The sequence below is a fragment of the Parasphingomonas caseinilytica genome, from assembly GCF_036663755.1.
In the GTDB taxonomy this organism is placed as follows: Bacteria; Pseudomonadota; Alphaproteobacteria; order Sphingomonadales; family Sphingomonadaceae; genus Sphingomonas.
On sequence record NZ_JAXOJL010000001.1, the window covers coordinates 299,844 to 322,029 of the forward strand.

A 22,186-nucleotide genomic window follows, 5' to 3' on the forward strand; every position below is an offset into this window, starting at 1 on the left:
CTGGGGTATTCATGGGGCTGTTGTCCCGCGCGCCTCATGGAGATCCCAGCCTTCGCTGGGATAACGGGTTAGGCATGCCTCGCCACTCCGAAACCCGGCGCCTGCCGTATAGCTGCGAACAGATGTTCGATCTGGTCGCGGATGTTGGGCGCTATGCCGAGTTCCTGCCCTGGGTAACCGCGATCCGGGTGCGATCGAACAGTGCGACCGAAATGGTCGCCGACATGATCGTCGGTTTCAAGGGGCTGCGCGAGACGTTCACGTCCAAGGTCGAAAAGCAGCGGCCGACAGGCATCAAGGTCGATTATCTCGACGGGCCGCTCAAATATCTGCGCAACGACTGGACGTTCCGTCCCGATGGGGAGGGCGCGTGCTTCGTCGATTTCACGGTCGACTTCGCGTTCAAGAACCGGGTGTTCGAGATGCTGGCCGGGCAGGTGTTCGGCGCAGCGTTGCGCAAGATGATCGGCGCGTTCGAGGAGCGTGCGGCCGTGCTTTACGGGGCGTCCGCAGGCGCTTCGACAGGTGGCGGCGGCAACAGCAGTTCGAGCGCGCACAGCGCCGCCTGAAGGCGCACGCCACCACGCCCGATATCGCCATATTGCTTGCGATCCGCGACGATATTGGCCGGATCCGCCCCCTTTTCCGCGCGCGCGAACACGACGGTGCCGACCGGTTTCTTGTCCGATCCGCCCTCCGGCCCGGCGATGCCGGTGATCGCCACCGCGACATCCGCGCCGCTGCGTTCCAACGCGCCCTGCGCCATGCTCCACGCGACCGCGATCGAGACCGCGCCGAAGGTTTCCAGCACATCGGAACTGACGCGCAGCAGATCGAGCTTCGCATCGTTGGAATAGGTGACGAAGCCGCAGCCGAGCACTTCCGACGAGCCGGGGATCTCGGTCAGCGCTGCGCAGACCAGCCCGCCGGTGCAGCTTTCCGCCACGCTGACGCGGCGACCGATGGCGAGGTTCTGTTCGACCACCTTGCGCGCGGCTTCGACCAGTTCGGCCGGCAAGATCGTGTCCGCAATCGCGGTAGGCGTCGTCATGGCTTCGGTTCCGCGCAGATCGGCAGGTCGGGCACGCCCTTCGCGCCGATCTTGCCGTTCGCCTTATGCTCCTTCAGATACTGAAGAGCGGTTACGATCAAGCCCGCCGTGTTGCGGGGCGGCAGCGGCTGGAGCAGCGAGGCCATGCGATCGATCTTCCCGCAATCGCCGACATCGATCCGGCCGACGATCTGTGACACGGCCAGCGTGGTGAGCATCTGGCGCGCGACCTGCGTGTTGAGCAGAGGTTCGATGATCGGATCGGTGAGCTTCAGCAGCGCTTTCTGCGCGGCAGGCCAGGCGCGATCGGCCTCGGCCTGGTATTTCGCGATCAGCGGTGCCGAATTGGCGCGCACGAACGCGGAGGGGGGCAGGGCCGTGGTGCAGATCCGGGCGGTTTCCCGCAGGATGTCGGGCAGCGCGACGAGCGCGAGCGATTCGGCCTCTTCGGGTTTCAGGCAGCGCATCGGCTGTGCGGCGGCCGGCGCGGCGATCAGGCTGGCCGCGAACAGGGCGAATAGGGCGCGCTTCACGCGGGGATCCGGATCGTCGCCATGGCCTGCGCCGCAATGCCCTCGCCGCGCCCGGTGAAGCCGAGGCGTTCGGTGGTCGTGGCCTTCACGCTGACCTGTCGCGGAGTCAGGCCGAGCAGGCTGGCGATGCGGGTGCGCATGGCCTCGCGGTGCGGGCCGATCTTGGGGGCTTCGCACATCAGCGTAAGATCGATGAAGTCGATGATCCCACCTTCCGCGCGAACCAGACCGGCGGCGTGTTCGAGGAATTGCGCCGAATCGGCACCCTTCCATTGCGGATCGCTGGGCGGGAAGTGCGTACCGATATCGCCTGCCGCGATCGTGCCGAGCAGGGCGTCGGTGATCGCATGGAGCGCCACGTCGGCGTCGCTATGGCCGGACAAGCCCTTGTCGTGCGGGATCAGGACACCGCCGAGCCAGAGTTCCTCGCCGAATTCGAGCCGATGAACGTCGAAGCCGCTGGCGCTGCGGGAGATGAGTGACACGGCATCGTGGCGCGCCTCGGCGGCAGCGAAATCGGCGGGGTAGGTGATCTTGTCGAGCATCGTATCTCCTTCGACCATCGCGACGCTGCCGCCAAGCCGTCGCACCATCTGCGCGTCGTCGGTAGGCTCGTCGAAGGTCCAGTTGCGGTGCGCATCGAGGATGGTGGCGAAGTGGAACGCCTGCGGGGTCTGGACTCGCCACAGGCCGTTTCGGTCCACGGTTTCGCCGAGTGAGGCATCGCCTCGCGCCAGCGTATCGGCGACGGGCAGTGCAGGCAGGGCGCCATCCGTCTCGACCAGCGCGGCGATCAGGCGATCGATGATGGCGGCAGACAGGAAGGGGCGGGCGGCATCGTGGATCAGGACGGATTCGATATCGCTGTCGGCCAACGCCTCGAGGCCAGCCAGCACCGACAGCCGTCGGGTCGCGCCGCCGGTGATGCTGGCCGCGCCCGGCACGGCTTCGGCCAGCATCTGGTCCTGATCTTCGCCGATCACGACGACGATGCGGGAGATCGCCGGATGCGCGGCGAGCGCGGCATGGCTGTGCGCGATCATCGGCTTGCCGGCGACCGTGGCAAATTGCTTGGGCGTATCGCTGCCGCTGCGCGAGCCGGAGCCGGCGGCGACGATGATGGCGGCGGTGAGGGGGGAGGACATTCGCTTCGCCTAGCCCAAGCCGAACGGCCTCGCCAGCCTTGCCATTTCGGGCCGCCGCCGCTACTGCCCGTTTTTCAGGCATATTATGAAAACACCCCCTTTGAAGACTCTGGCTCCCATTCAGGTCGGCCCCGTGCGGATCGACCGCCCCGTCGTGCTCGCGCCGATGACCGGCGTGACCGACCTGCCGTTTCGCACACTCGTGCGCCGCTACGGCTCCGGGCTGAACGTCACCGAAATGGTGGCCAGCCAGGCGGCGATCCGCGAGACACGCCAGTCGCTACAAAAGGCGGCGTGGCATGCAAGCGAAGATCCGGTGTCGATGCAGCTCGTCGGCTGCACGCCGCATGAAATGGGCGAGGCGGCGAAGCTGAGTCAGGATCGCGGCGCGGCGATCATCGACATCAATATGGGCTGCCCGGTGCGCAAGGTGACGAACGGCGATGCCGGTTCGGCGCTGATGCGCGATCTCGACAATGCCGCGGCGATCATCCGGGGCGTGGTCGATGCCGTCACCGTGCCGGTGACGCTGAAGATGCGCATGGGCTGGTGCCATGACAGTTTGAACGCGCCGGAACTGGCGAAGATCGCGCAAGAATTGGGCGTGAAGCTGATCGCGGTGCATGGGCGCACGCGCAACCAGATGTACAAGGGCAGTGCCGACTGGGCCTTCATCCGCAAGGTGAAGGACGCGGTCGACGTACCGGTGATCGCCAATGGCGATATCTGCACGATCGAGGATGCCGAGGCGGCGCTGGAGCAATCGGGCGCGGACGGGGTGATGATCGGGCGCGGCGCTTACGGCCGGCCGTGGTTCCTGGCGCAGGTGATGGAATGGTTCGCCACCGGGCGGCGCGTGTCCGACCCCGATCTGGGCGAGCAATATGACGTCATCGCCGAGCATTACGATGCGATGCTGAGCCATTACGGCAACGAGGTCGGCGTCAACATGGCGCGCAAGCATATCGGTTGGTATACGCGCGGCATCCACGGATCGGCCGAGTTCCGCAATCGCGTGAACCAGATCCCGGACCCGAAGGTCGTGCAGGCGATGCTCGCCGAATTCTACGCACCGTATCGCAGCCGCGCGGCGGCATGACCCGTACCGGGGGGCCGGGGTTCGCCGAACTGTTCGCGGCGCTGCCGGTCGCGGTGATGGTGATCGATCCGCAGGGCAATATCGCGCATGCCAATGCCGATTGCGAGGCTTTGCTCAACCTGTCGGAGCGCGCGATGCTCGGCCAGCCGCTCGAATCGGTGCTGCGTTCGCCGCGCGATCCCGCCAGTCGCGACGATCATGGCTTCGCTGCATTCGACAGCGAACTGGAACTGGCGCGCGGGGGAAGGGTGCGGGCGGATTTCATCGAATCCGGGGTGGCCGATCATCCCGGCTGGCGCACGATCACCTTGCATCATGCCGCCACATCGCGGCGGCTGGGCCACAGCGCCGATCGCGCCTCCGCCGCGCGGGCCGCCGTGGGGGCCGCGGCGATGCTGGCGCATGAGATCAAGAACCCGCTATCCGGGATCCGCGGCGCGGCGCAATTGCTCGGGCGAGGCAAGGAGGGCGACGAACTCACCACGCTGATCGTGACCGAGGTCGATCGCATCGCCGCGCTGATCGACCGGATGCAGGATTTCACCGATACGCGTCCGCTGAAGCTGGCGCCGGAGAATATCTATCCTCTGCTCGATCATGCGCGGCGCGTCGCCACGGCGGGCTTTGCCGCCAAGGTGACGATCGAGGAACGCTTCGATCCCTCGCTACCCCCCGTGCTGGGCGATCGCGATGCGATCCTGCAGGTGGTCCTGAACCTGCTCAAGAACGCTTGCGAGGCGATGACGCTACAGGCCGATGCCCGCATCGTCCTGTCCACCGCATACCGGCACGGCATGGCGGTCAGCGCGGCACCGGGCCGTCCGCGCCAGCCGCTGCCGATCGAGATCTGCGTGATCGACAACGGCCCTGGTGCGCCGGCCGAAATCTCCGAACATCTGTTCGATCCGTTCATCAGCGGCAAACCGGAGGGGCAGGGGCTTGGCCTCGCCCTGGTCGACAAGCTGGTGCGCGATATGGGCGGCATCATCCAATATGCGCGCGAAGGTTCGCCCGAAGCGACCGTGTTCCGCATTCTTCTGCCCCGAGGGCAATGATGAAGGGCAATAAGTGATCAAATCCGGCAATATCCTGGTGGTGGACGACGATGCGGCGATCCGAACCGTCGTCGCGCAATCCCTGCGCCGCGAGGGGCACCGGGTGACGTCCGTCGCGACCTTGGCCGAACTGGAGGTGCAACTGGCGATCGCGATGCCGGATGTGCTGATCTCCGACGTCGTGCTGCCCGACGGCAATGGTCTCGACCGGATCGCGCGCCTGACCGTCGAGCATCCCAATTTGCCGGTGATCGTGCTGTCGGCGCAAAATACGCTGAGCACCGCAGTGCGTGCGACCGAGGTCGGCGCCTATGATTATCTGCCTAAGCCATTCGATCTGGATGCCCTGTCGCGCGCGGTGCTGGGGGCGTTGGCACGTGATTCGGGTGGGCCGATCGATCCTGTGGGGGAGGATGACGCCACGCTGCCGCTGATCGGGCGGTCGGCGGCGATGCAGGACGTGTATCGGATCATCGCGCGGGTCGTGTCGAACGACCTGACGGTGTTGATCTCCGGCGAATCCGGCACCGGCAAGGAACTGGTCGCGCGCGCGATCCACGATCTGGGGCCGCGCAAGCGCTTCCCTTTCGTGGCGATCAACATGGCGGCGATCCCGCGCGAACTGATCGAGGCGGAATTGTTCGGGCATGAACGCGGCGCGTTCACCGGCGCGCAGGCGCGCTCCGCCGGGCGGTTCGAACAGGCAGCAGGCGGCACGCTGTTTCTGGACGAGATCGGCGACATGCCGATGGAGGCGCAAACGCGATTGCTGCGCGTGCTGCAATCGGGCGAATTCACCACCGTCGGTGGGGCACGCACGATCCGCGCCGACGTGCGCATCGTCGCGGCGACCAACAAGGATCTGTCAGGCCTAGTGGCGGGCGGGCAGTTCCGCGAGGATCTGTTCTACCGCCTCAACGTCGTGCCGGTGACGCTTCCGGCGTTGCGTGCGCGGCGGCAGGACATCGCTTTGCTCGCGCGCCATTTCCTCGACAAGGCGGCGGAGAGCGGCCTGCCGCGCAAGCAGCTCGAACCGCAGGCCATCGTCTCGCTGGAGAATTACGACTGGCCCGGCAACGTGCGCGAGTTGGAGAACATCATGCGCCGCATGGCCGTGCTGGCGCGCGACGAGCGCATCGATGCCGGCGAAGTGCGCGCGATGCTCGGTGCCACCGCCACGCAGCGGCCGCAGTTCGATGGCGATGCAGGGATCGAGGCAGCGGTGCAGGCGCGGCTCGAACGCCTGGCGCGCGAGGAACCGGCGGTGCTTGACGACGGCACGCTCTACGACCGGATCATCGGCGAGGTCGAACGCCCGCTGATCGAGGCGATGCTCGCGCGGCACGGGCAGAACCAGTTGCGGGCAGCGCGCGCGCTGGGGATCAACCGTAACACATTGAGGAAACGGCTCGATACTTTGGGCATCGATCCGGCCGCCGGGCGTCCGGCCGAGAGTGTGACGGGGTAGGCCGACGATAAACTGTGTTCTAATGGCCACAATTGCGTTGTACTAAGGCCACGATGACGGCCGAAACCATAACGATGGACGCCCCAACAGCGACGAACCGCCGGTTCAGCGTGATGCCCTTCGTCGAACTGCTCGTGCTCGGTGTCGCACTGGCGATCGCGCTGGCGAGCTACTTCCTGCTGAAATCCAGTGGCACGCCGCAGAATATCCTGACGCCACCGGTCGTCGCCTTCCTGCTGGTCTCCAATCTGCTGCCCGGCATCGCGTTGCTCGTGCTGCTCGGCCGACGCATCGCGGTGCGCCGCGCCGCGCGGTCGCCGATCGGGGGCAGGGCCAGGCTCCATGTCCAACTGGTAGCGATGTTCTCGCTCATCGCCGCCGTGCCGACGCTGTTGGTGGTGATCTTCGCCTCCCTGCTGTTCCAATACGGCGTGGAATTCTGGTCGTCGCAACGCACCGCCGCGCTGGTCGGCAATGCCCGGTCGCTGGTGCAGGAGAATTTCCAGCGCGAGGTGGAGCGCGTCGAAGGCAATGCGATGGCGATGGGGCCGGACCTGGTCGGCTATCTCCAGACCATCCCGATCGACGCCAAGCGTTTTCAGGAATTGTTGTTCCTGCAAACCTATAATCGCGAACTCTCCGAAGCGATGATCGTCCGCAAGGGCGAGGTCAATCCGCTGATCGTCCTCAACCCGTACGGCCGGTCTACCGAGAACATCATCAGCCGCGCCGTCATGGACCGGCTCGATCGCGGGGAACAGGTCGTGCCGATCACCGACAACAAGCGCGTCGGCGCTGCGGTGAAATTGGGCTTCGGCAAGGATACCTATCTCTATACGTCGCGCCTGATCGAGGATCGGCTGGCGGTGCAGCTCAAGCGCGGCGATGCGATCATCGCCGATTACAGCGCGTTGCAGACCCGGTCGCGCGCGCTGCAACTTCGCTTCAATGCGGCGCTGATGGTCGTGTCGCTGCTGATCGTCGGAATCGCGGTGTGGATCGCGCTGGTCGTGGCCGATCGACTGGTGCGGCCGGTCGGGGAACTCGTCGCAGCGGCGCACAAGGTCGCCTCGGGCGACCTGACCGCACGCGTGCCCCGCTCCAAGACCAATGACGAGTTCGGCACATTGGCCAACGCCTTCAACGTGATGACCGATCAGTTGCAGGCCCAGACCGGCGCACTGGAAAGCCGCCGCGCGCTGATCGAGGCGGTGATGTCCGGGGTCAGCGCCGGCGTCGTCTCGATCGCCGGGGACGGCACGATCCGACTGATTAACCGCTCGGCCGCCGAACTCCTAAACACCGGCGAGAACAGCCCGGTCGGACGGCAACTGGCCGATATCGCGCCCGAACTCGCGGCCTTGATCGATACCGACCAGCGCGATGCGATCGTGGAGGTCGATGCGCATGGCGAGGCGCGGACGCTGGCGGTGCGCATCGCCCGCGCCGCTGCCGGACCGATCCTAACCTTCGACGACATCACTCAGCAATTGCTCGATCAGCGCCGTGCCGCCTGGTCGGACGTCGCCCGCCGCATTGCGCACGAGATCAAGAACCCGCTGACCCCGATCCAGCTCGCCGCCGAACGATTGCAACGCCGCTACGGCAAGCAGATCGCCAATGACGACGGCACGTTCGCTCGCCTGACCGAGACGATCATCCGCCAAGTCGGCGACCTGCGCCGCATGGTCGATGAATTCTCTTCCTTCGCACGCATGCCCAAGCCGCTGTTCAAGCGCGAATCGCTGGTCGATATCGCCCGCCAGGCGCAGTTCCTGCACGAGGTCGCGCATCCCGGCGTTCGCGTCGCGCTGGAGCATGATCGCGCGGCGATCGATCTGGTCTGCGATCGACGCCAGATCGGGCAGGCGCTGACCAACATCGTCAAGAACGCGATCGAGGCGATCGAAGCCAGGGACGCCGAGGACGGAGAGGTCATCATGACCCTGTCCGGCGATCCCGCGCGGCAGGTGACGGTGGAGATTTCCGACAATGGCGTCGGCCTGCCGGCCGCGCGCGACCGTATCGTCGAACCCTATATGACGACGCGGGCGCGGGGCACTGGCCTCGGCCTCGCCATCGTCAACAAGATCGTCGAGGAGCATTGCGGCACGATGACCTTCGGCGACCGCGAGGGCGGGGGCACCCTCGTTACGATGCGGTTCGATGCCGCCGCACTCGCGCGGCTCGACACCGGCAGCGATGCCGAAGACGAAGACGATGTCGGCCGTCGCCCCTCAGACCTCAAGATACGGACATAAATCATGGCGCTCGACATCCTCATCGTCGATGACGAACGCGATATCCGGGAACTCGTATCCGGCGTTCTGGAAGACGAAGGCTATGACGCCCGCACGGCCGCCGACAGCGATGCGGCGCTGGAGGCGATCGCCGCGCGACGGCCCTCGCTGGTGCTGCTGGATGTGTGGCTGAAGGACTCCAAGCTCGACGGGCTGGATCTGCTCGATGAGATGAAGCGACGCGATCCGTCGATCCCGGTTCTGGTCATTTCCGGGCATGGCAATCTCGACACCGCGGTCGCCGCGATCCGGCGCGGCGCGGTGGATTTCATCGAAAAACCGTTCGAGGCCGAACGCCTGCTGCTGATGGTTGCGCGGGCAACCGAGAATGAGCGGTTACGGCGAGAAGTGGCCACGTTGCGCGCGTTCGTCGGCCGCGACGATGACCTGACCGGCAATTCCACCGCGATCAATAACGTGCGTGCGACGCTCAAGCGTGTCGCCTCCACCGGCAGCCGCGTGCTGGTAATGGGTGGGGCGGGGGTCGGCAAGGAAGTCGCCGCGCGGCTGCTCCATGGCTGGAGCCAGCGTACGGACGCGCCGTTCGTGATCGTCAGCGCCGCGCGGATGACGCCGGAGCGCGTCGAGGAGGAACTGTTCGGGGTCGAGGAAAGCGGCGGCCTCGTCCGTCCCGGGCTGCTCGAACAGGCGCATGGCGGCACCCTGTTCCTGGACGAGATCGCCGACATGCCGATCACGACACAGGCCCGCATCCTGCGCGTGTTGACCGACCAGAGCTTCACCCGCGTCGGCGGGCAGCGCGTGGTTAAGGTGGACGTACGCGTCGTCTCCGCCACGGCGCGCGATTTGATGCAGGAGATTGCCGAAGGGCGCTTCCGCGAAGACCTTTATTACCGCCTCAACGTCGTGCCGGTGTTGATCCCCGGCCTGTCCGAGCGGCGCGAGGATATCCCGGCGCTGGTAATGCATTTCATGGCGCATTACGCCAACGAACGCCGCGTGCCGACGCCGGAGATTGCGCCGGATGCGATGGTTGCGTTGCAGAGCTACGAATGGCCGGGCAACGTCCGCCAGCTCCGTAACGTGGTGGAGCGCACGATCATCATGGCACCGGGCGACCGGATCGGGCGCATCGACCTCGATCTGCTGCCGGCCGAAGTGCTGGGTGATCCCGGTGAGATGGGCGGGGGGAGCAACGCGATCATGGGTTCGCCGCTGCGCGAAGCGCGCGAGACGTTCGAGCGGGAATATCTGCGCGTCCAGATCCGGCGCTTTTCCGGAAATATCTCGCGCACGGCGCACTTCATCGGGATGGAACGGTCGGCGCTGCACCGGAAGCTGAAGCTGCTGGGGATCACCGAAACGCGCGAGGAATAGTCCGCGAACCAGTGGACGCGGGCAGCCGGCATCCCTAGATTGATGCGGCACGGCAACGCACCCGTGCAATCCGACGCCGGGAAACGGCGCAAAGCGGGAAATTCCCGCCAAGAACAAAGGATCGACCGATGGCCGACAAGCAAACTTCCCTCCAGGATCTGTTTCTCAACGCGCTGCGCCGGTCGAAGACTCCGGTGACGATGTTCCTCGTCAAGGGCGTGAAATTGCAGGGGATCGTTACCTGGTTCGATAATTTCTCCGTCCTGTTGCGCCGCGACGGCCAGAGCCAGTTGATCTACAAGCACGCCATTTCCACGATCATGCCGTCGGGCAGCGTCGATGTCGCCGCGATCGTCAATGCGGTGGGCGAGGCGCAGAAGCGCGCGCCCTTGTTGCAGGAAATCTTCCTCAACGCCGTGCGCAAGTCCGAGGACAGCGTGACGATGTTCCTCGTCAACGGCGTGATGCTGCAGGGGCAGATCGCTGCGTTCGACCTGTTCTGCATGCTGCTTCAGCGCGATGGCATGTCGCAGCTTGTCTACAAGCACGCCGTTTCGACGATCCAGCCGGCACATCCGCTCAACCTCGCCGATGAGCAAGCGGACGGCGACGACGATTGAGCACTGGTTTCGAACGCGACAAGGATGAATTCGCCCGCGGCGCACGCTGCGTCGTGGTGTTTCCCGAACATGGCATCTCGTCGCGGGACGTCGAGGCGCGACTGGCGGAAACCGCCGGGCTCGCCATGGCGATCGGGGTCGTGGTGGCGGACAAGGTGTCGTTCCGCGTCCGTGCCCCGCGCCCCTCGACCCTGATCGGCAGCGGGCAGGTCGAGATGCTAGCGGCCACGGTGCGGATGGAGGAGGCCGACCTAGTCGTGTTCGACGCCGCGCTGACGCCGGTGCAGCAGCGCAATCTTGAAAAGGAACTCGGCGCCAAGGTGATCGACCGCACCGGGCTGATCCTCGAGATCTTCGGCGAACGCGCCGCGACCGCCGAGGGCCGATTGCAGGTCGAACTTGCGCATCTCGACTATCAGGCTGGCCGGCTCGTGCGCAGCTGGACCCATCTCGAACGCCAGCGCGGCGGCTTCGGCTTTCTCGGCGGCCCGGGTGAAACACAGATCGAGGCCGACAGGCGCTTGATCCGCGATCGTATGGCGCGGCTCAAGAAGGAGCTCGAACAAGTCAGTCGCACGCGCGGGCTGCACCGCGACCGGCGCCAGCGCGCGCCATGGCCGGTGATCGCCCTGGTCGGCTATACCAACGCCGGAAAGTCCACGCTTTTCAATCGCCTGACCGGGGCCGACGTCATGGCGGAAGATTTGCTGTTCGCAACGCTCGATCCGACGTTGCGCCAGATCAGCCTGCCGGGTGTCGACAAGGCGATCCTGTCCGACACCGTGGGGTTCGTGTCCGAATTGCCGACGCAGTTGGTCGCCGCGTTCAAGGCGACGCTGGAAGAGGTGATCTCGGCCGATCTGCTGATTCACATCCGCGACATCGCGCATCCCGATACAATGGCGCAGCGTGACGATGTCGAGGCGGTGCTGCGCGATATCGGCGTGGATGATACGACGCCGCGGATCGAGGCATGGAACAAGCTCGATCTGCTCGACGAAGACGACCGGATCGAACTGCTCGGTGAAGCGGAACGGCGCGATGATGTCGTGGCGATCTCGGCACTGAGCGGGGAAGGGGTGCCGGGCCTGCTCGACACGATCGCAACATTGCTGACGGCGGGGCATCGTCGCTACGCCATCACGCTGGATGCCGGGGATGGCGCGGGCGCGGCCTGGCTGCACGCGCATGGCGAAGTGCTGGCGCAGGATGTCGAAGGCGACAGCGCGTTGTACGACGTGCGCATGGCACCGCGCGATTACGAGCGGTTCTTGCAGCGCGGTGTCTGAACCGGCCGACCCGGATCTGGTGGCCGCTTGGCTGCGCGGGAGATCGATCGCGGGCAATCTGCCTGTGCCGGTCGCCGAAAGTGACGGATGGCGGCTGGAGACCGGGTCCGAGACCGAAGTTCGCCGCTACGTTTTCGCCGCACCGTCTCCGGCCATTGCCGAACTGGCCCGGACGACCGATCGTCCCAGGGTATTCCTGAAGGCCTGTGTCGATGGCAACGTGCTGAGCGCTTTGCTCACGCCGGCATGGCGGGTTTGCGAGCCGACCTGGATGATGACCGGGCCATCAGCAATCGATCAGCGCCCCTTAGCCGACGGCTACACCGCGACGATCGACCGAAAGAATGGGGTGATCGCTGTGCGAATAACCGCAGCCGATGGCACTCTGGCCGCCAGCGGTTACGCCGCTGAAACTCAAGGCGCCTTCGTCTATGACCGCATCATCGTATCGCCGGAACATCAGCGCCGGGGCTTGGGTGGCGCGATGATGGCAATCCTTGGCCGGGAACGACGGTCGCGCGATTCGTGCCCGGTTCTGGTTGCGACCGATCAGGGAAGGGCGCTCTATCTGGCGTTGGGATGGCAGCTCCACGCGCCCTATGCGACGGCGGTCATCCCTGATCCGGTCGCTTGATCGACTGCCAGAGCGCTTCCTTCTCATCAAGCGACAATGCTGAGAAACCTTCTCCAGCTTCGGCCTCCATCGCCTTGAATCGTTTTTCGAATTTCGTGTTCGCACCGCGCAAGGCCGCCTCCGGATCGACGCCGATATGCCGCGCCCAATTCACCACGGAGAATAACAGGTCGCCGACCTCATCCTCGCGCTCCGCTGCCGAGGCCGCATCGATCTCGGCGATCTCCTCAAACACCTTGGCGCGCGCGCCGCTGGCATCGGGCCAGTCGAACCCGGTGCGCGCGGCGCGTTTCTGCAACTTCTCGGCGCGGAGCAGAGCGGGCAGGCCGATCGCCACGCCGTCCAGCGCGCCGACCCAGGCATCCTGCTTGCCCTTGGCCGCCCGTTCGGCCGCCTTGATCTGCTCCCATTGATGATGCCCGCCATTCGCGGCATCGCCGAAGATGTGCGGGTGGCGGCGTTCCATCTTGTCGCAGATGCCCGCCGCGACATCTTCCAGTGCGAACAGGCCGGCTTCCTCGGCCATGCGGCTGTGGAAGATCACCTGGAGCAGCAGGTCACCAAGCTCATCCTTGAGATCGGCCAGATCATTGCGCGCGATCGCATCGGCAACCTCATAGGCTTCCTCGATCGAATACGGTGCGATCGAGGCGAAATCCTGAGCGCGATCCCATTCGCACCCCGATTCCGGATCGCGCAACCGCGCCATGATCGCGACCAGCCGCTGCATCTCCGGAAACCGGGCGGGGACGGAAAAGGGATTGGAGGACACAAGGCCCCCCGTCGCATCAGCCATCTTCAAATCCGATAATATACATTATGTAAAATGAACAGGTTGGGTCAGGTTGAAAGGGGGTGCCTGATCGGCTCACCCTTTAGGTTCCAATATCAGCACATCACCCTCGACCCGCCAGGATTTGAGCCGCGACAGGAAATTCATGCCGATTACGTCGGTGTCTCCAAACGCTGGCGACACTACCACCGACAAATCGATCGCCTGGATGCCGCCGATGTCGAGTTTGGCGATCGTCGCACGCTTGGCGCTGATCGGGCCGTTTGCCGTCTCGAGCACCGTCGGAATGATGCTTTCGCTCAAATCCAGGCCGGCCGCCTCAGCGGTGCCCGACGACAAGGCGGTCGTCGTCGCTCCGCTATCGACCAGCATCCGACGCGCCACGCCATTGACCGAGACCGAGGCCCAGAAATGCCCGTCCTGCGCCATCCGTATCCGCACCGTCGATCCCGAGATCGATTGGTCGCTGATGCCCAAAGTGTCGGCGATCGGCTGAAGCAGCGGCGCGACGCGACCCCAATTGCCGACGATCACGATCAGCACGCCGAAGATGGCAACCCAGGCGAGCACCATCTTCATCACGCTGCCCACCGGCAAACGCCGTGCGGTGAGCGCAGACAATGGCAGGATCAACATGAGCGCCAGAATGGCAAAATCCGCGCCCCGGTCGCTCATGCCGTCAGCTCCAGCCCGTCATAACCCGGCTCCACGCCATCCGGCAGTTCTGCGATCAACGCGGCATAATCCATCGAATGGTCCATGTGGATCAACGCCGATCGCTCCGGTTGCAGCTCCTCGATCCATTCCAGCACCTCGGAAAGTTCGGGGTGCGACGGATGGGGGAACCGCCGCAGAGCATCGACGATCCAGATATCGAGATCTTGATACAGTTTTCGCATATCATTGGTTAAGATATTGAAATCGGTCGCATAGCCGATCGATTTTCCATCGCATTCGAAGCGCAGGCCGGCCGAATGGATGTTGCCGTGCGGCTGATCGACCACGCGAAGCCGGATGTCACCGATCTGAACTTCATCGGGCAATACCTCGCCGGCGATGGTGGGCGGATATCCGGCACGGCCGTTAAAGGCATAAGCGAACCGCGTCGTGAGATGATCGAGCGTTTCAGCGCGTGCCAGTCCGCGTACCGGCACCCCCTTCGCATGATATACCTGCCGAAGATCATCGATGCCGTGGCAATGATCGGCATGGTCGTGCGTCCAGATCACCGCATTCAGATCGGACACGTCGGCAGCGAGCAACTGTTCGCGCATGTCCGGGCTGGTATCGACCAGGATACGCGTGGTTGCCGTCTCGACGATGATCGATGCGCGGGTGCGGCGGTTGCGGGGGTTGGTGGGGTCGCACGCGCCCCAATCGTTGCCGATCCGCGGCACGCCGGATGAGGTGCCCGAACCGAGGATGCGAACCTTCACGCGCGAGCCGTCACGCCGCCGTCTTGGCGAACAAGGCATGGAAGTTGTGCGCGGTGGCTTCGGTCAATTGCTCGACACTCTCGCCCCGCAGATCGGCGAGGAATTTCGCGGTGTCGGCAACGAAGGCGGGTTCGCCGGTCTTCCCGCGATGCGGCACCGGCGCGAGGAACGGCGCATCGGTCTCGATCAGCAGCCGGTCGAGCGGCAGACGCGCTGCAGTTTCCTGCAGATCCCTGGCATTCTTGAACGTCACGATACCGGAGATCGAGATGTAGAAGCCAAGGTCGAGCGCGATATCGGCGAACGCACCGCTGGCGGTGAAGCAATGGATGACGCCGGGATAGGCCCCCTTCCCCATTTCCTCGCGCAGAATCGCCGCCGTGTCTTCCTCGGCATCGCGGGTGTGCACCACGATGGGCAATTGCGTTTCACGACACGCCGCGATGTGCGCCCGGAAACTGGCTTGCTGCCGTTCACGGTCGCTATGGTAGTAATAATAATCGAGCCCGCTTTCGCCGATGCCGACGACGCGGGGATGGCGGGCGCGGTCTACCAGCTTGGCGGTATCTATGTGCGAATGTTTGTCCGCTTCATGCGGATGGATGCCGACCGTGGCCCAGACGTCCGCCTCACGCTCGGCGGTCGCGAGAACGTCGTCCCACTCACTCTCGCGCGTCGCGATATTGAGCATCGCCGTCACACCCCGCGCGCGGGCGCGTTCCAGCACGGCCTGTTGATCTTCGGCCAAGCCCTTGTAGTTCAAGTGACAATGGCTGTCGGCGAGCATCAGGCGGTCTCGGCCGGAAGTTCGAGGCGCGGGAACAGGCCGACCGGCTGATCGATCTTGAAGTCGCTTTCCGCCAAAGGCGAATACCAATGCGACCCGATCGCGGTGAAGGTGCGAAGATCCTCGGCAATCCCCATGCGATCGAGCAGGGTCTTCGCGCTCGCCGGGATGATCGGCGCGATCGCGACCGTCAGTTGCGCGATGCAGATGTACAGCACCGCCAGCACCGTCTCCATCCGCGCGGGATCGGTCTTGCGCAGCGCCCAGGGTGCCTGCTCGTCGACATAGGCGTTGCAGGCATAGACCGCCTGCATCCATTGCTCGATGCCCTGCGACAACGCCAGATCGCCGAACGCCACCGGCATTGCGCCGCGCACGGCCTTGTCCACCACGTCGAACAAGGCAGTGTCGGGAGCATCGAGCCCGTGGATTTCCGGCAGCCCGCCACCGCAATTCTTGAATATCTGCGACAAGGTACGCTGTGCCAGATTGCCGAAACTGTTGGCCAGTTCGGCATTCACGCGCGTGACGATCGCCTCGGCGGAATAGCTGCCGTCCTGCCCGAAACTCACTTCGCGCAGCAGGAAATAGCGCAGCGCATCGACGCCGAACGCTTCGGACAATTCGATCGGGTCGACGACGTTGCCGATAGATTTCGACATCTTCTCGCCGCGGTGAAGCAGGAAGCCGTGGCCGAACACCGTCTTGGGCAGCGCCAGCTTCGCGGACATCAAAAAGGCCGGCCAGTATACCGCATGGAATCGCACGATATCCTTGCCGATCAGATGCAGATCGGCCGGCCACCATTTCGCCAGATCATCGGCGTTATCGGGATACCCCGCGCCGGTCAGATAATTGGTCAGCGCATCGACCCAGACATACATTACGTGCCCATCACTGCCCGGCACCTTCACCCCCCAATCGAAGCTGGTGCGGGAAACGGACAGGTCCATCAGGCCACCCTCGACGAACTTCACCACCTCGTTGCGCCGGCTTTCCGGGCGGATGAAATCGGGGTTGGCGGCGATGTGATCGAGCAACGGCTGCTGATATTTCGAGAGGCGGAAGAACCAGCTTTCCTCGGCGGTCCAATCGACCGGCGTGCCCTGGGGGGAAAGCTTTGCCCCCCCTTCCCCGTCGACCAGTTCCTTTTCCTCGTAAAACGCTTCGTCGCGCACCGAATACCAGCCTTCGTAACGGCTGAGATACAGATCTCCGGCATCGGCCATCGCCTGCCAGATCGCCTGGCTGGCGCGGTGATGATCGCTTTCGGTGGTGCGGATGAAACGATCATAGCTGATGTTCAACGCATCATCCATCGCACGGAAATAGCCGGACATTTCGGCGGCCAAGTCCTCGACGCTCACGCCCTTGTCGCGGGCGGCCTGAACCATCTTCAGGCCATGTTCGTCGGTGCCGGTCTGGAACTTCACGTCGCGCCCGGCCTGACGGTGGAAGCGGGCGATCGCGTCGGCGGCGATCGCTTCGTAGGCGTGGCCGATATGCGGGCGGCCATTGGGGTAACTGATCGCGGTGGTGATGTAATAAGGGTCGGCCATGCGCGTGGCTCTAGCGTGGTTTTGGATAGGGTGGAACCACTGCGATGGCAGATTCAGCGCGGCGCGAGCGTCGCCACCAACCCGGCCATCTCGAACACCGTCGCCTGCGCGTCGAGCGACAGGCCCCGGGCGCTGGCCGCGAGCGAACGCGCCGCATCATAGCTGTCGAGTGCGGTCCGCAACGCAGTTCCCTGCCGCCCGGGTGCCGCAGCGGCGATGAAGGCGGGTACCCGGTCCAGAAACGCTTCGTAGCGCGGTTGAGCGCCTTTGGGGGCGAGCGATTTGGCGAGTTTGGCGCGCAAAGCGTTGCTCGGATCGCCGTCGCGCGCGATGGCGGCCATCGCGCTGTCGAGTGCGGCCATGTCGAGGCCGGCAAAGCCCAGTGCGCGGCCGGGCGAGCCCTGCCCCGCCGCGATCAAAGCGGCGATCTCCGCATCGGGTGCATTGGGCTGGCGGGCGCGCAGCACCTGTTCCATCGCCCGATCGTCGAGCGCCTCGAACCGCAACAGGCGACAGCGCGAGCGGATCGTGGGCAGCAGTCGCCCCGGCGCATGGCTGATGAGCAGGAAGATCGTGCCCTGCGGCGGCTCCTCCAGATTCTTGAGCAGGGCATTGGCACCGGCACGTTCGAGATCGTCGATCGCATCGATCAGGATCACGCGGCGCGACGACATGCTCGGCGTCACCGCGAACAACGGTTGCAACGCGCGCACCTGCGCGATCGGGATCGAGCGGGCTAGATCCTGACCCGGCTTGTCGGCGTCCTTGGGCGCACGGGCGAGTTCGCGGTAATCGGGGTGCGATCCGGCGGCGATCAGGCTGCGCGTGTAATTGTCGGCGGGCACGTCATAGCCGGGGGGCAACGGCGTTTTCGCCGCACCGTCCGCCAGTAGCCGCATGGCCGCGATCCGCGCGAAACTGGCCTTGCCCACGCCTTCCGGTCCGGCGAACAGCCAGGCGTGGTGCAGCGCGCCGCCGTCCATCGCCGCGGCAAAGGCGGTGTGCGCCGTCGAATTGCCCAGCGGCAGGCTCACGGCAACAAATCGGCGAGACCCGCCAGCAACGCTTCGGTTACCGCTTCGGCACTGGCCGATGCGTCGATCAGCCGCACACGATCCGGCTCATGCTCGGCATAGCCCCGAAACGCCGCCGCGACCGCGCCGTGAAAATCGTCGCCGCGCGCCGCGAAGCGATCCGCCGCCGCCCCGTCGCGCACCTCGGCGCGTGCGCGGCCCTGCTCGACCGGAACTTCGAGCACGAAGGTGCGATCGGGCAGCAACCCGCGCGATCCGAAGCCGTGCAGCGCCAGCACCGCAGCATCGTCGATTCCGCCCGCCACGCCCTGATAGGCGCGGCTACTGTCGATGAAACGATCGCAGATCACCCACATGCCCGCGCCGAGCGCCGGTTGAATCCGCTTCTCGACATGATCGGCACGCGCGGCCGCAAACAGCAGCGCCTCGCTGTGCGGGCTCCAGCGCGCGACGTCGCCAGACATCAGCAGGCTGCGGATCGCCTCCGCACCTTCACTGCCGCCGGGCTCGCGCGTAACCAGAGTCTCGATCCCGCGCGCCGCCAGCGCCTCGGCGAGCCTGCGCACCTGCGTGGATTTGCCCGCTCCCTCGCCGCCTTCGAGCGAGATGAAGCGGCCCCTCACCCGCCGAACAGGCCCTTGAGCCCGGCCCATGCGCGACCGAAGAACCCAGCCTCGCCCACGTCGCTCTCGGCGACCAAAGGCAGGGTCTGCGACGGCAGGCCCGGCGACGTCACGACGAGATCGGCGATATGCTGCCCGGCCTTGATCGGTGCCTTGATCGGCCCGTCATACACGACACGGCCCTGCAAGGCCGGCGATGCGCCCGATGGCAAGGTCACCGCCAGATCGGTGCCGGCGACCAGACCGACGGTCGCGGCATTGCCCAATTGCACCTCGGCGGTTTCGACCTTGCGGCCCTTGCGGACGATCGGCTTGGACTGCCAGGCGCGGAAGCCCCAATCCATGAACTTGACCGATTCCTCGATCCGCTGGTTGAAACTGGTCAGGCCCGCCATCACCATCACCAGACGCCGTCCGCCCTGAATCGCCGAACCGGTGAAGCCATAACCCGCTTCGTCGGTATGCCCGGTCTTCAGGCCATCGGCACCAGCGACACGACCGAGCAAAGGATCGCGGTTCGCCTGCGTGATGTCGGCACCGGCACCCAGCGTCTTGCCCCAGGTGAAATTCGGCAGCGAATAGAACTTCTTATAATAAGCCGGGTGATCCTGGATCGTCGCGGCGGCGAGCTTCGCCAGATCGCGCGCTGTGACATAGGTCACGCCGTTGTCGGGCCAGCCGTTCGACGTTCCGAAATGGCTGTTGGTCAGGCCGAGTTTCTTCGCCGCCTCGTTCATGCGATCGGTGAATGCAGCCTCGGTGCCCGAAATCCCCTCGGCCAGCACCACGCAGGCGTCGTTGCCGGAGAGGGTGACGATACCCTTCAGGAGGTTCTCGACGCTGACATTCTCGCCGGTCGACAGAAACATCGTCGAACCCGCTGCCGGGCCATGCCATTTCGCCCAGGTCTCGGGCCGCACCGGGAAGGTCTGGCCGAGCTTGATCTCGCCCTTCTTGAGCATATCGAACGCGACATAGACCGTCATCATCTTGGCCATCGAAGCCGGCGGCATGCGGCGATCGGCGTCCTTGGAGAACAATACCGCGCCGGTCGTCAGGTCGGTGAGATAGGCAACCGGTGCCGGCGTGGGGAAATCGGGAGCCGCCGCGATGCCCGGATTGGCGAACAGCAAGGCAGGCGTGAGGACGCTGGCAGCGAGGAGTTTCTTGATCGGCAGATTCTTCATCGACAGTCCGTGACGCTTGGGGTGAACTCAGTTCGTTTGCACGATACGAGCATCCCCATAGCCTTGCCGTGCCACGCCGTCACGCGCGGCTTTCGCCGAAACGGTATTTGCGTACGGCCCGATCTGTATCCGGTAGATCGCGCCGACGCGCTGCACCCGCCCGTTCAGCCGGGTGGCAAGCGCCTTTGCTTTCGATTCGTTCGACAAGGCAGCAACCTGTACGAAGATGCCCGAAGTGGAGATCGGTGCCGCTACGGGCCGGCTTTCCAAGTGCGCGGGAGGAGCGTCCGCAATGGGACGAGGCGTTCGTACCGGGCGCGGCTTGAGCGCAGGGGCGGACATGGCGGCGGGCCTAGCGACCGGCATGGCCCGCGGCGGCAGTTTCCGGCGCAATGCGGTGAGCAAGGATTGCGGTGCATCGATTCGCGGCGAGGCGGGATGCCCCGATCGCAGCGCCATCATATCGGGCGGAGTGGCGTTCACCAGGCGGACGCGCACCGGCGCGGTGGCGGTGACGCCGAGCAATTGCGCCGCGCCACGCGACAGATCGATCTCCAGATCACGCTGGCCCGGTCCGCGATCGTTGACCAGCGCCAGGATCGTGCGGCCGGAATCCAGTGCGGTCACCTCGACGATCGAGCCGAGCGGCAGCGTGCGGTGCGCGGCGGTGATCGCGGCGGGATCGAACGGCTGGCCGGACGCGGTGGCATTGCCCTGCATCTCCTCCCCATACCATGTGGCGTAGCCGACGGTGTCGTAACGTTGCGCCTCGCCCGATGTGCCGCGCGGCCCGGTGCTGGCGGCGACGGCGGGCGGCATGTCGACCGGTTGCGGCTGAGAATAGGGCGCTGGTGCGCGGCGCGCCGAGGGTGGCGGCGGCGCGTCGTAAGCGGCGCCGGCACGAGATGCGTGGGCCGGGCCGGCGCCGTAAGCCTGATCGCCCGGAGCGCCCGGCTCCGGCGGGTAATCGCCCTGCAGCACATGGCCGGATGGGTCTGCTTGGCCGGGCGGTGTCGCGACGGGCGGCGCATCCCTCAGATCGGCCGGCGCATTGGCGATCCGTGGTACATCGGCATATCCCGCCCCGCCGCACCCGGCGAGTATGACGGTGAAACCCAGAGCGATTTTAATGTTCGACAGCATCCGCGAGCAGCCCGACTGAAAGTGCGTAAAAATTCGAGCAGTTATAATCGAGGATGACCCGATAATTTCCGGTTAGCAGATACGCAGTTTTTCCGGGGCCATCGGGTTCGAGCAGCGTCGCCAGCACCCGATCGTCCGGCCAGGTGCGCGTCTGCGGGCTGATGCCGAGCGCGCGCCATTCGCCGATCGTCTTCCACCCGCTATGCCGCGCGAACACGCGTTCGCAGCGTGGAGAGATGAGCCGGTTGGTAATGCCGGAGCGGTCGAAGCCGGCCGGCACGGTTACGGCAAGCCCCCAGGGCTGGCCGCGCCGCCACCCGGCGTTGGTGAAATAATTGCCGATCGACGCCAGGGTGTCCGCCGGGCTGGTCCAGATATCCGCGCGCCCGTCGCCATCGCCGTCGCGCGACAGGCGCAGATAAACCGAGGGCAGGAATTGCGGACCACCGGTCGCGCCGGCCCAGCTGCCCTTTAACTGCGATACCGGAACGCCGCGATCGACCATCTGCATCGCGGCGATGAATTCGTCGGCAAACAATTGCCGCCGCCGCCCCTCATACGCGAGCGAGGCCAAAGCGCGGGGCAGATCGAAGCCGCCCATCACCACGCCGTAACTCGTCTCATGCCCCCAGATCGCGACCATCACCGATTCGGGAACGCCGGTCTGGTCCTCGATCCGTTGCAGGCGCCCGCGCTGCGACTTATAAGCCGATCGCCCGCGTGCGATGATCGCCGCGCCGACATGCTGCGCCTGATAGGGGGCGAAATTGGGCACGGTCGCGATTGTGCTGGGGCTGCCACCCGGTTGCGCGCGGTCGAGTTCGATCACGCGGGTGTTGAGCGTCAGCGTCGGCAGGACCGTATCGAGCGTCCGGGCGCTCACGCCCTTGGCAATGGCCTGCGCGCGAAGCTGGACGAGATACGCCTGAAAACCCGCCTCGTCCTGCGCCGCCGCCGGTCCGCCGCTGGCCACGAACGCCGCCGCAGCCAGCGCCACGCCGATCCAGAACTTCTTTTTAAATGATCCCCACATGCCGCGATCTTGCCACAGCGGCCCGCGTACATGAACCCCCGACGGTCGCAGTGCTTGCA

The 22,186-nt window shown here is 65.3% G+C and carries 22 protein-coding genes; 9 read left to right on the forward strand and 13 right to left on the reverse strand.

Going from position 1 to position 22,186, the window contains the following annotated elements; translation table 11 throughout:
- The first annotated feature begins 74 nt into the window (after positions 1-74).
- Entirely contained in the window at positions 75-569 is a 495-nt protein-coding gene (locus tag U1738_RS01300) for a type II toxin-antitoxin system RatA family toxin (RefSeq protein ID WP_332787231.1), read from the forward strand.
- Here U1738_RS01300 and U1738_RS01305 read toward each other — a convergent pair.
- From U1738_RS01305 to U1738_RS01315, 3 genes are read right to left on the reverse strand one after another with little or no spacing between them, the layout of a single operon-like run.
- Complete coding sequence (locus U1738_RS01305) at positions 497-1,051, reverse strand: CinA family protein (protein ID WP_332787232.1); 555 nt, start codon at positions 1,049-1,051, stop codon at positions 497-499. The genes U1738_RS01300 and U1738_RS01305 overlap by 73 nt on opposite strands.
- On the reverse strand, positions 1,048-1,584 hold the full coding sequence (locus U1738_RS01310; protein ID WP_332787233.1) for a hypothetical protein: 537 nt from the start codon (positions 1,582-1,584) through the stop codon (positions 1,048-1,050). Before U1738_RS01310 ends, U1738_RS01305 begins: the two co-directional genes overlap by 4 nt.
- A complete protein-coding gene (locus U1738_RS01315; RefSeq protein ID WP_332787234.1) occupies positions 1,581-2,729 on the reverse strand; it encodes a bifunctional 2-C-methyl-D-erythritol 4-phosphate cytidylyltransferase/2-C-methyl-D-erythritol 2,4-cyclodiphosphate synthase in 1,149 nt (382 codons plus the stop codon). The genes U1738_RS01310 and U1738_RS01315 overlap by 4 nt, the downstream gene beginning before the upstream one ends.
- Before the next feature lie 100 nt (positions 2,730-2,829).
- Here U1738_RS01315 and dusB point away from each other — a divergent pair, with 100 nt between their 5' ends.
- From dusB to U1738_RS01355, 8 genes are all read left to right on the forward strand, one after another.
- Positions 2,830-3,828 (forward strand): tRNA dihydrouridine synthase DusB, encoded by a 999-nt coding sequence (dusB, locus tag U1738_RS01320; protein WP_332787235.1) that lies wholly within the window; start codon positions 2,830-2,832, stop codon positions 3,826-3,828.
- Positions 3,825-4,883, forward strand: a complete 1,059-nt coding sequence (locus U1738_RS01325; protein WP_332787236.1) for a two-component system sensor histidine kinase NtrB — start codon at positions 3,825-3,827, stop codon at positions 4,881-4,883. The genes dusB and U1738_RS01325 overlap by 4 nt, the downstream gene beginning before the upstream one ends.
- Before the next feature lie 16 nt (positions 4,884-4,899).
- Positions 4,900-6,351, forward strand: coding sequence for a nitrogen regulation protein NR(I) (ntrC, locus tag U1738_RS01330; RefSeq protein WP_443026976.1), 1,452 nt, complete (start codon positions 4,900-4,902; stop codon positions 6,349-6,351).
- 74 nt (positions 6,352-6,425) lie between these two features.
- A complete protein-coding gene (locus tag U1738_RS01335) occupies positions 6,426-8,612 on the forward strand; it encodes a sensor histidine kinase (RefSeq protein ID WP_332787238.1) in 2,187 nt (728 codons plus the stop codon).
- Positions 8,613-8,615: 3 nt separating this feature from the next.
- Positions 8,616-9,989: a nitrogen assimilation response regulator NtrX gene (gene ntrX / locus U1738_RS01340; protein ID WP_332787239.1), complete on the forward strand. Its 1,374-nt coding sequence runs from the start codon at positions 8,616-8,618 to the stop codon at positions 9,987-9,989.
- 68 nt (positions 9,990-10,057) lie between these two features.
- On the forward strand, positions 10,058-10,609 hold the full coding sequence (hfq, locus tag U1738_RS01345) for an RNA chaperone Hfq (RefSeq protein WP_332788190.1): 552 nt from the start codon (positions 10,058-10,060) through the stop codon (positions 10,607-10,609).
- Positions 10,606-11,898 carry a GTPase HflX gene (hflX, locus tag U1738_RS01350; protein WP_332787240.1) on the forward strand — a complete coding sequence of 431 codons (1,293 nt, stop codon included), beginning with the start codon at positions 10,606-10,608 and terminating at the stop codon, positions 11,896-11,898. Before hfq ends, hflX begins: the two co-directional genes overlap by 4 nt.
- Entirely contained in the window at positions 11,891-12,532 is a 642-nt protein-coding gene (locus U1738_RS01355; RefSeq protein ID WP_332787241.1) for a GNAT family N-acetyltransferase, read from the forward strand. The genes hflX and U1738_RS01355 overlap by 8 nt, the downstream gene beginning before the upstream one ends.
- Here U1738_RS01355 and mazG read toward each other — a convergent pair.
- The 10 genes from mazG to U1738_RS01405 form a co-directional block, all read right to left on the reverse strand.
- A complete protein-coding gene (gene mazG, locus U1738_RS01360) occupies positions 12,510-13,262 on the reverse strand; it encodes a nucleoside triphosphate pyrophosphohydrolase (RefSeq protein WP_332788191.1) in 753 nt (250 codons plus the stop codon). The two genes, U1738_RS01355 and mazG, sit on opposite strands and share 23 nt — an antisense overlap.
- 138 nt (positions 13,263-13,400) lie before the next feature.
- A complete protein-coding gene (locus U1738_RS01365; RefSeq protein ID WP_332787242.1) occupies positions 13,401-14,000 on the reverse strand; it encodes a retropepsin-like aspartic protease family protein in 600 nt (199 codons plus the stop codon).
- Positions 13,997-14,761, reverse strand: a complete 765-nt coding sequence (locus U1738_RS01370; protein WP_332787243.1) for an MBL fold metallo-hydrolase — start codon at positions 14,759-14,761, stop codon at positions 13,997-13,999. The genes U1738_RS01365 and U1738_RS01370 overlap by 4 nt, the downstream gene beginning before the upstream one ends.
- A gap of 10 nt (positions 14,762-14,771) precedes the next feature.
- Positions 14,772-15,548 (reverse strand): TatD family hydrolase, encoded by a 777-nt coding sequence (locus U1738_RS01375; protein ID WP_332787244.1) that lies wholly within the window; start codon positions 15,546-15,548, stop codon positions 14,772-14,774.
- Positions 15,548-17,107 (reverse strand): methionine--tRNA ligase, encoded by a 1,560-nt coding sequence (metG, locus tag U1738_RS01380; RefSeq protein WP_332787245.1) that lies wholly within the window; start codon positions 17,105-17,107, stop codon positions 15,548-15,550. The genes U1738_RS01375 and metG overlap by 1 nt, the downstream gene beginning before the upstream one ends.
- Positions 17,108-17,160: 53 nt before the next feature.
- The gene (locus U1738_RS01385) at positions 17,161-18,141 is read right to left on the reverse strand and encodes a DNA polymerase III delta subunit-related protein (protein ID WP_332787246.1); all 981 of its coding nucleotides are present in this window, start codon (positions 18,139-18,141) and stop codon (positions 17,161-17,163) included.
- Positions 18,138-18,794, reverse strand: a complete 657-nt coding sequence (tmk, locus tag U1738_RS01390; RefSeq protein ID WP_332787247.1) for a dTMP kinase — start codon at positions 18,792-18,794, stop codon at positions 18,138-18,140. Before tmk ends, U1738_RS01385 begins: the two co-directional genes overlap by 4 nt.
- Positions 18,761-19,951 (reverse strand): D-alanyl-D-alanine carboxypeptidase family protein, encoded by a 1,191-nt coding sequence (locus U1738_RS01395; RefSeq protein ID WP_332787248.1) that lies wholly within the window; start codon positions 19,949-19,951, stop codon positions 18,761-18,763. Before U1738_RS01395 ends, tmk begins: the two co-directional genes overlap by 34 nt.
- Before the next feature lie 27 nt (positions 19,952-19,978).
- Positions 19,979-21,094 (reverse strand): septal ring lytic transglycosylase RlpA family protein, encoded by a 1,116-nt coding sequence (locus U1738_RS01400; protein ID WP_332787249.1) that lies wholly within the window; start codon positions 21,092-21,094, stop codon positions 19,979-19,981.
- Positions 21,078-22,127 carry a lytic murein transglycosylase gene (locus U1738_RS01405; protein WP_332787250.1) on the reverse strand — a complete coding sequence of 350 codons (1,050 nt, stop codon included), beginning with the start codon at positions 22,125-22,127 and terminating at the stop codon, positions 21,078-21,080. Before U1738_RS01405 ends, U1738_RS01400 begins: the two co-directional genes overlap by 17 nt.
- Between the last annotated feature and the right edge of the window lie 59 nt (positions 22,128-22,186).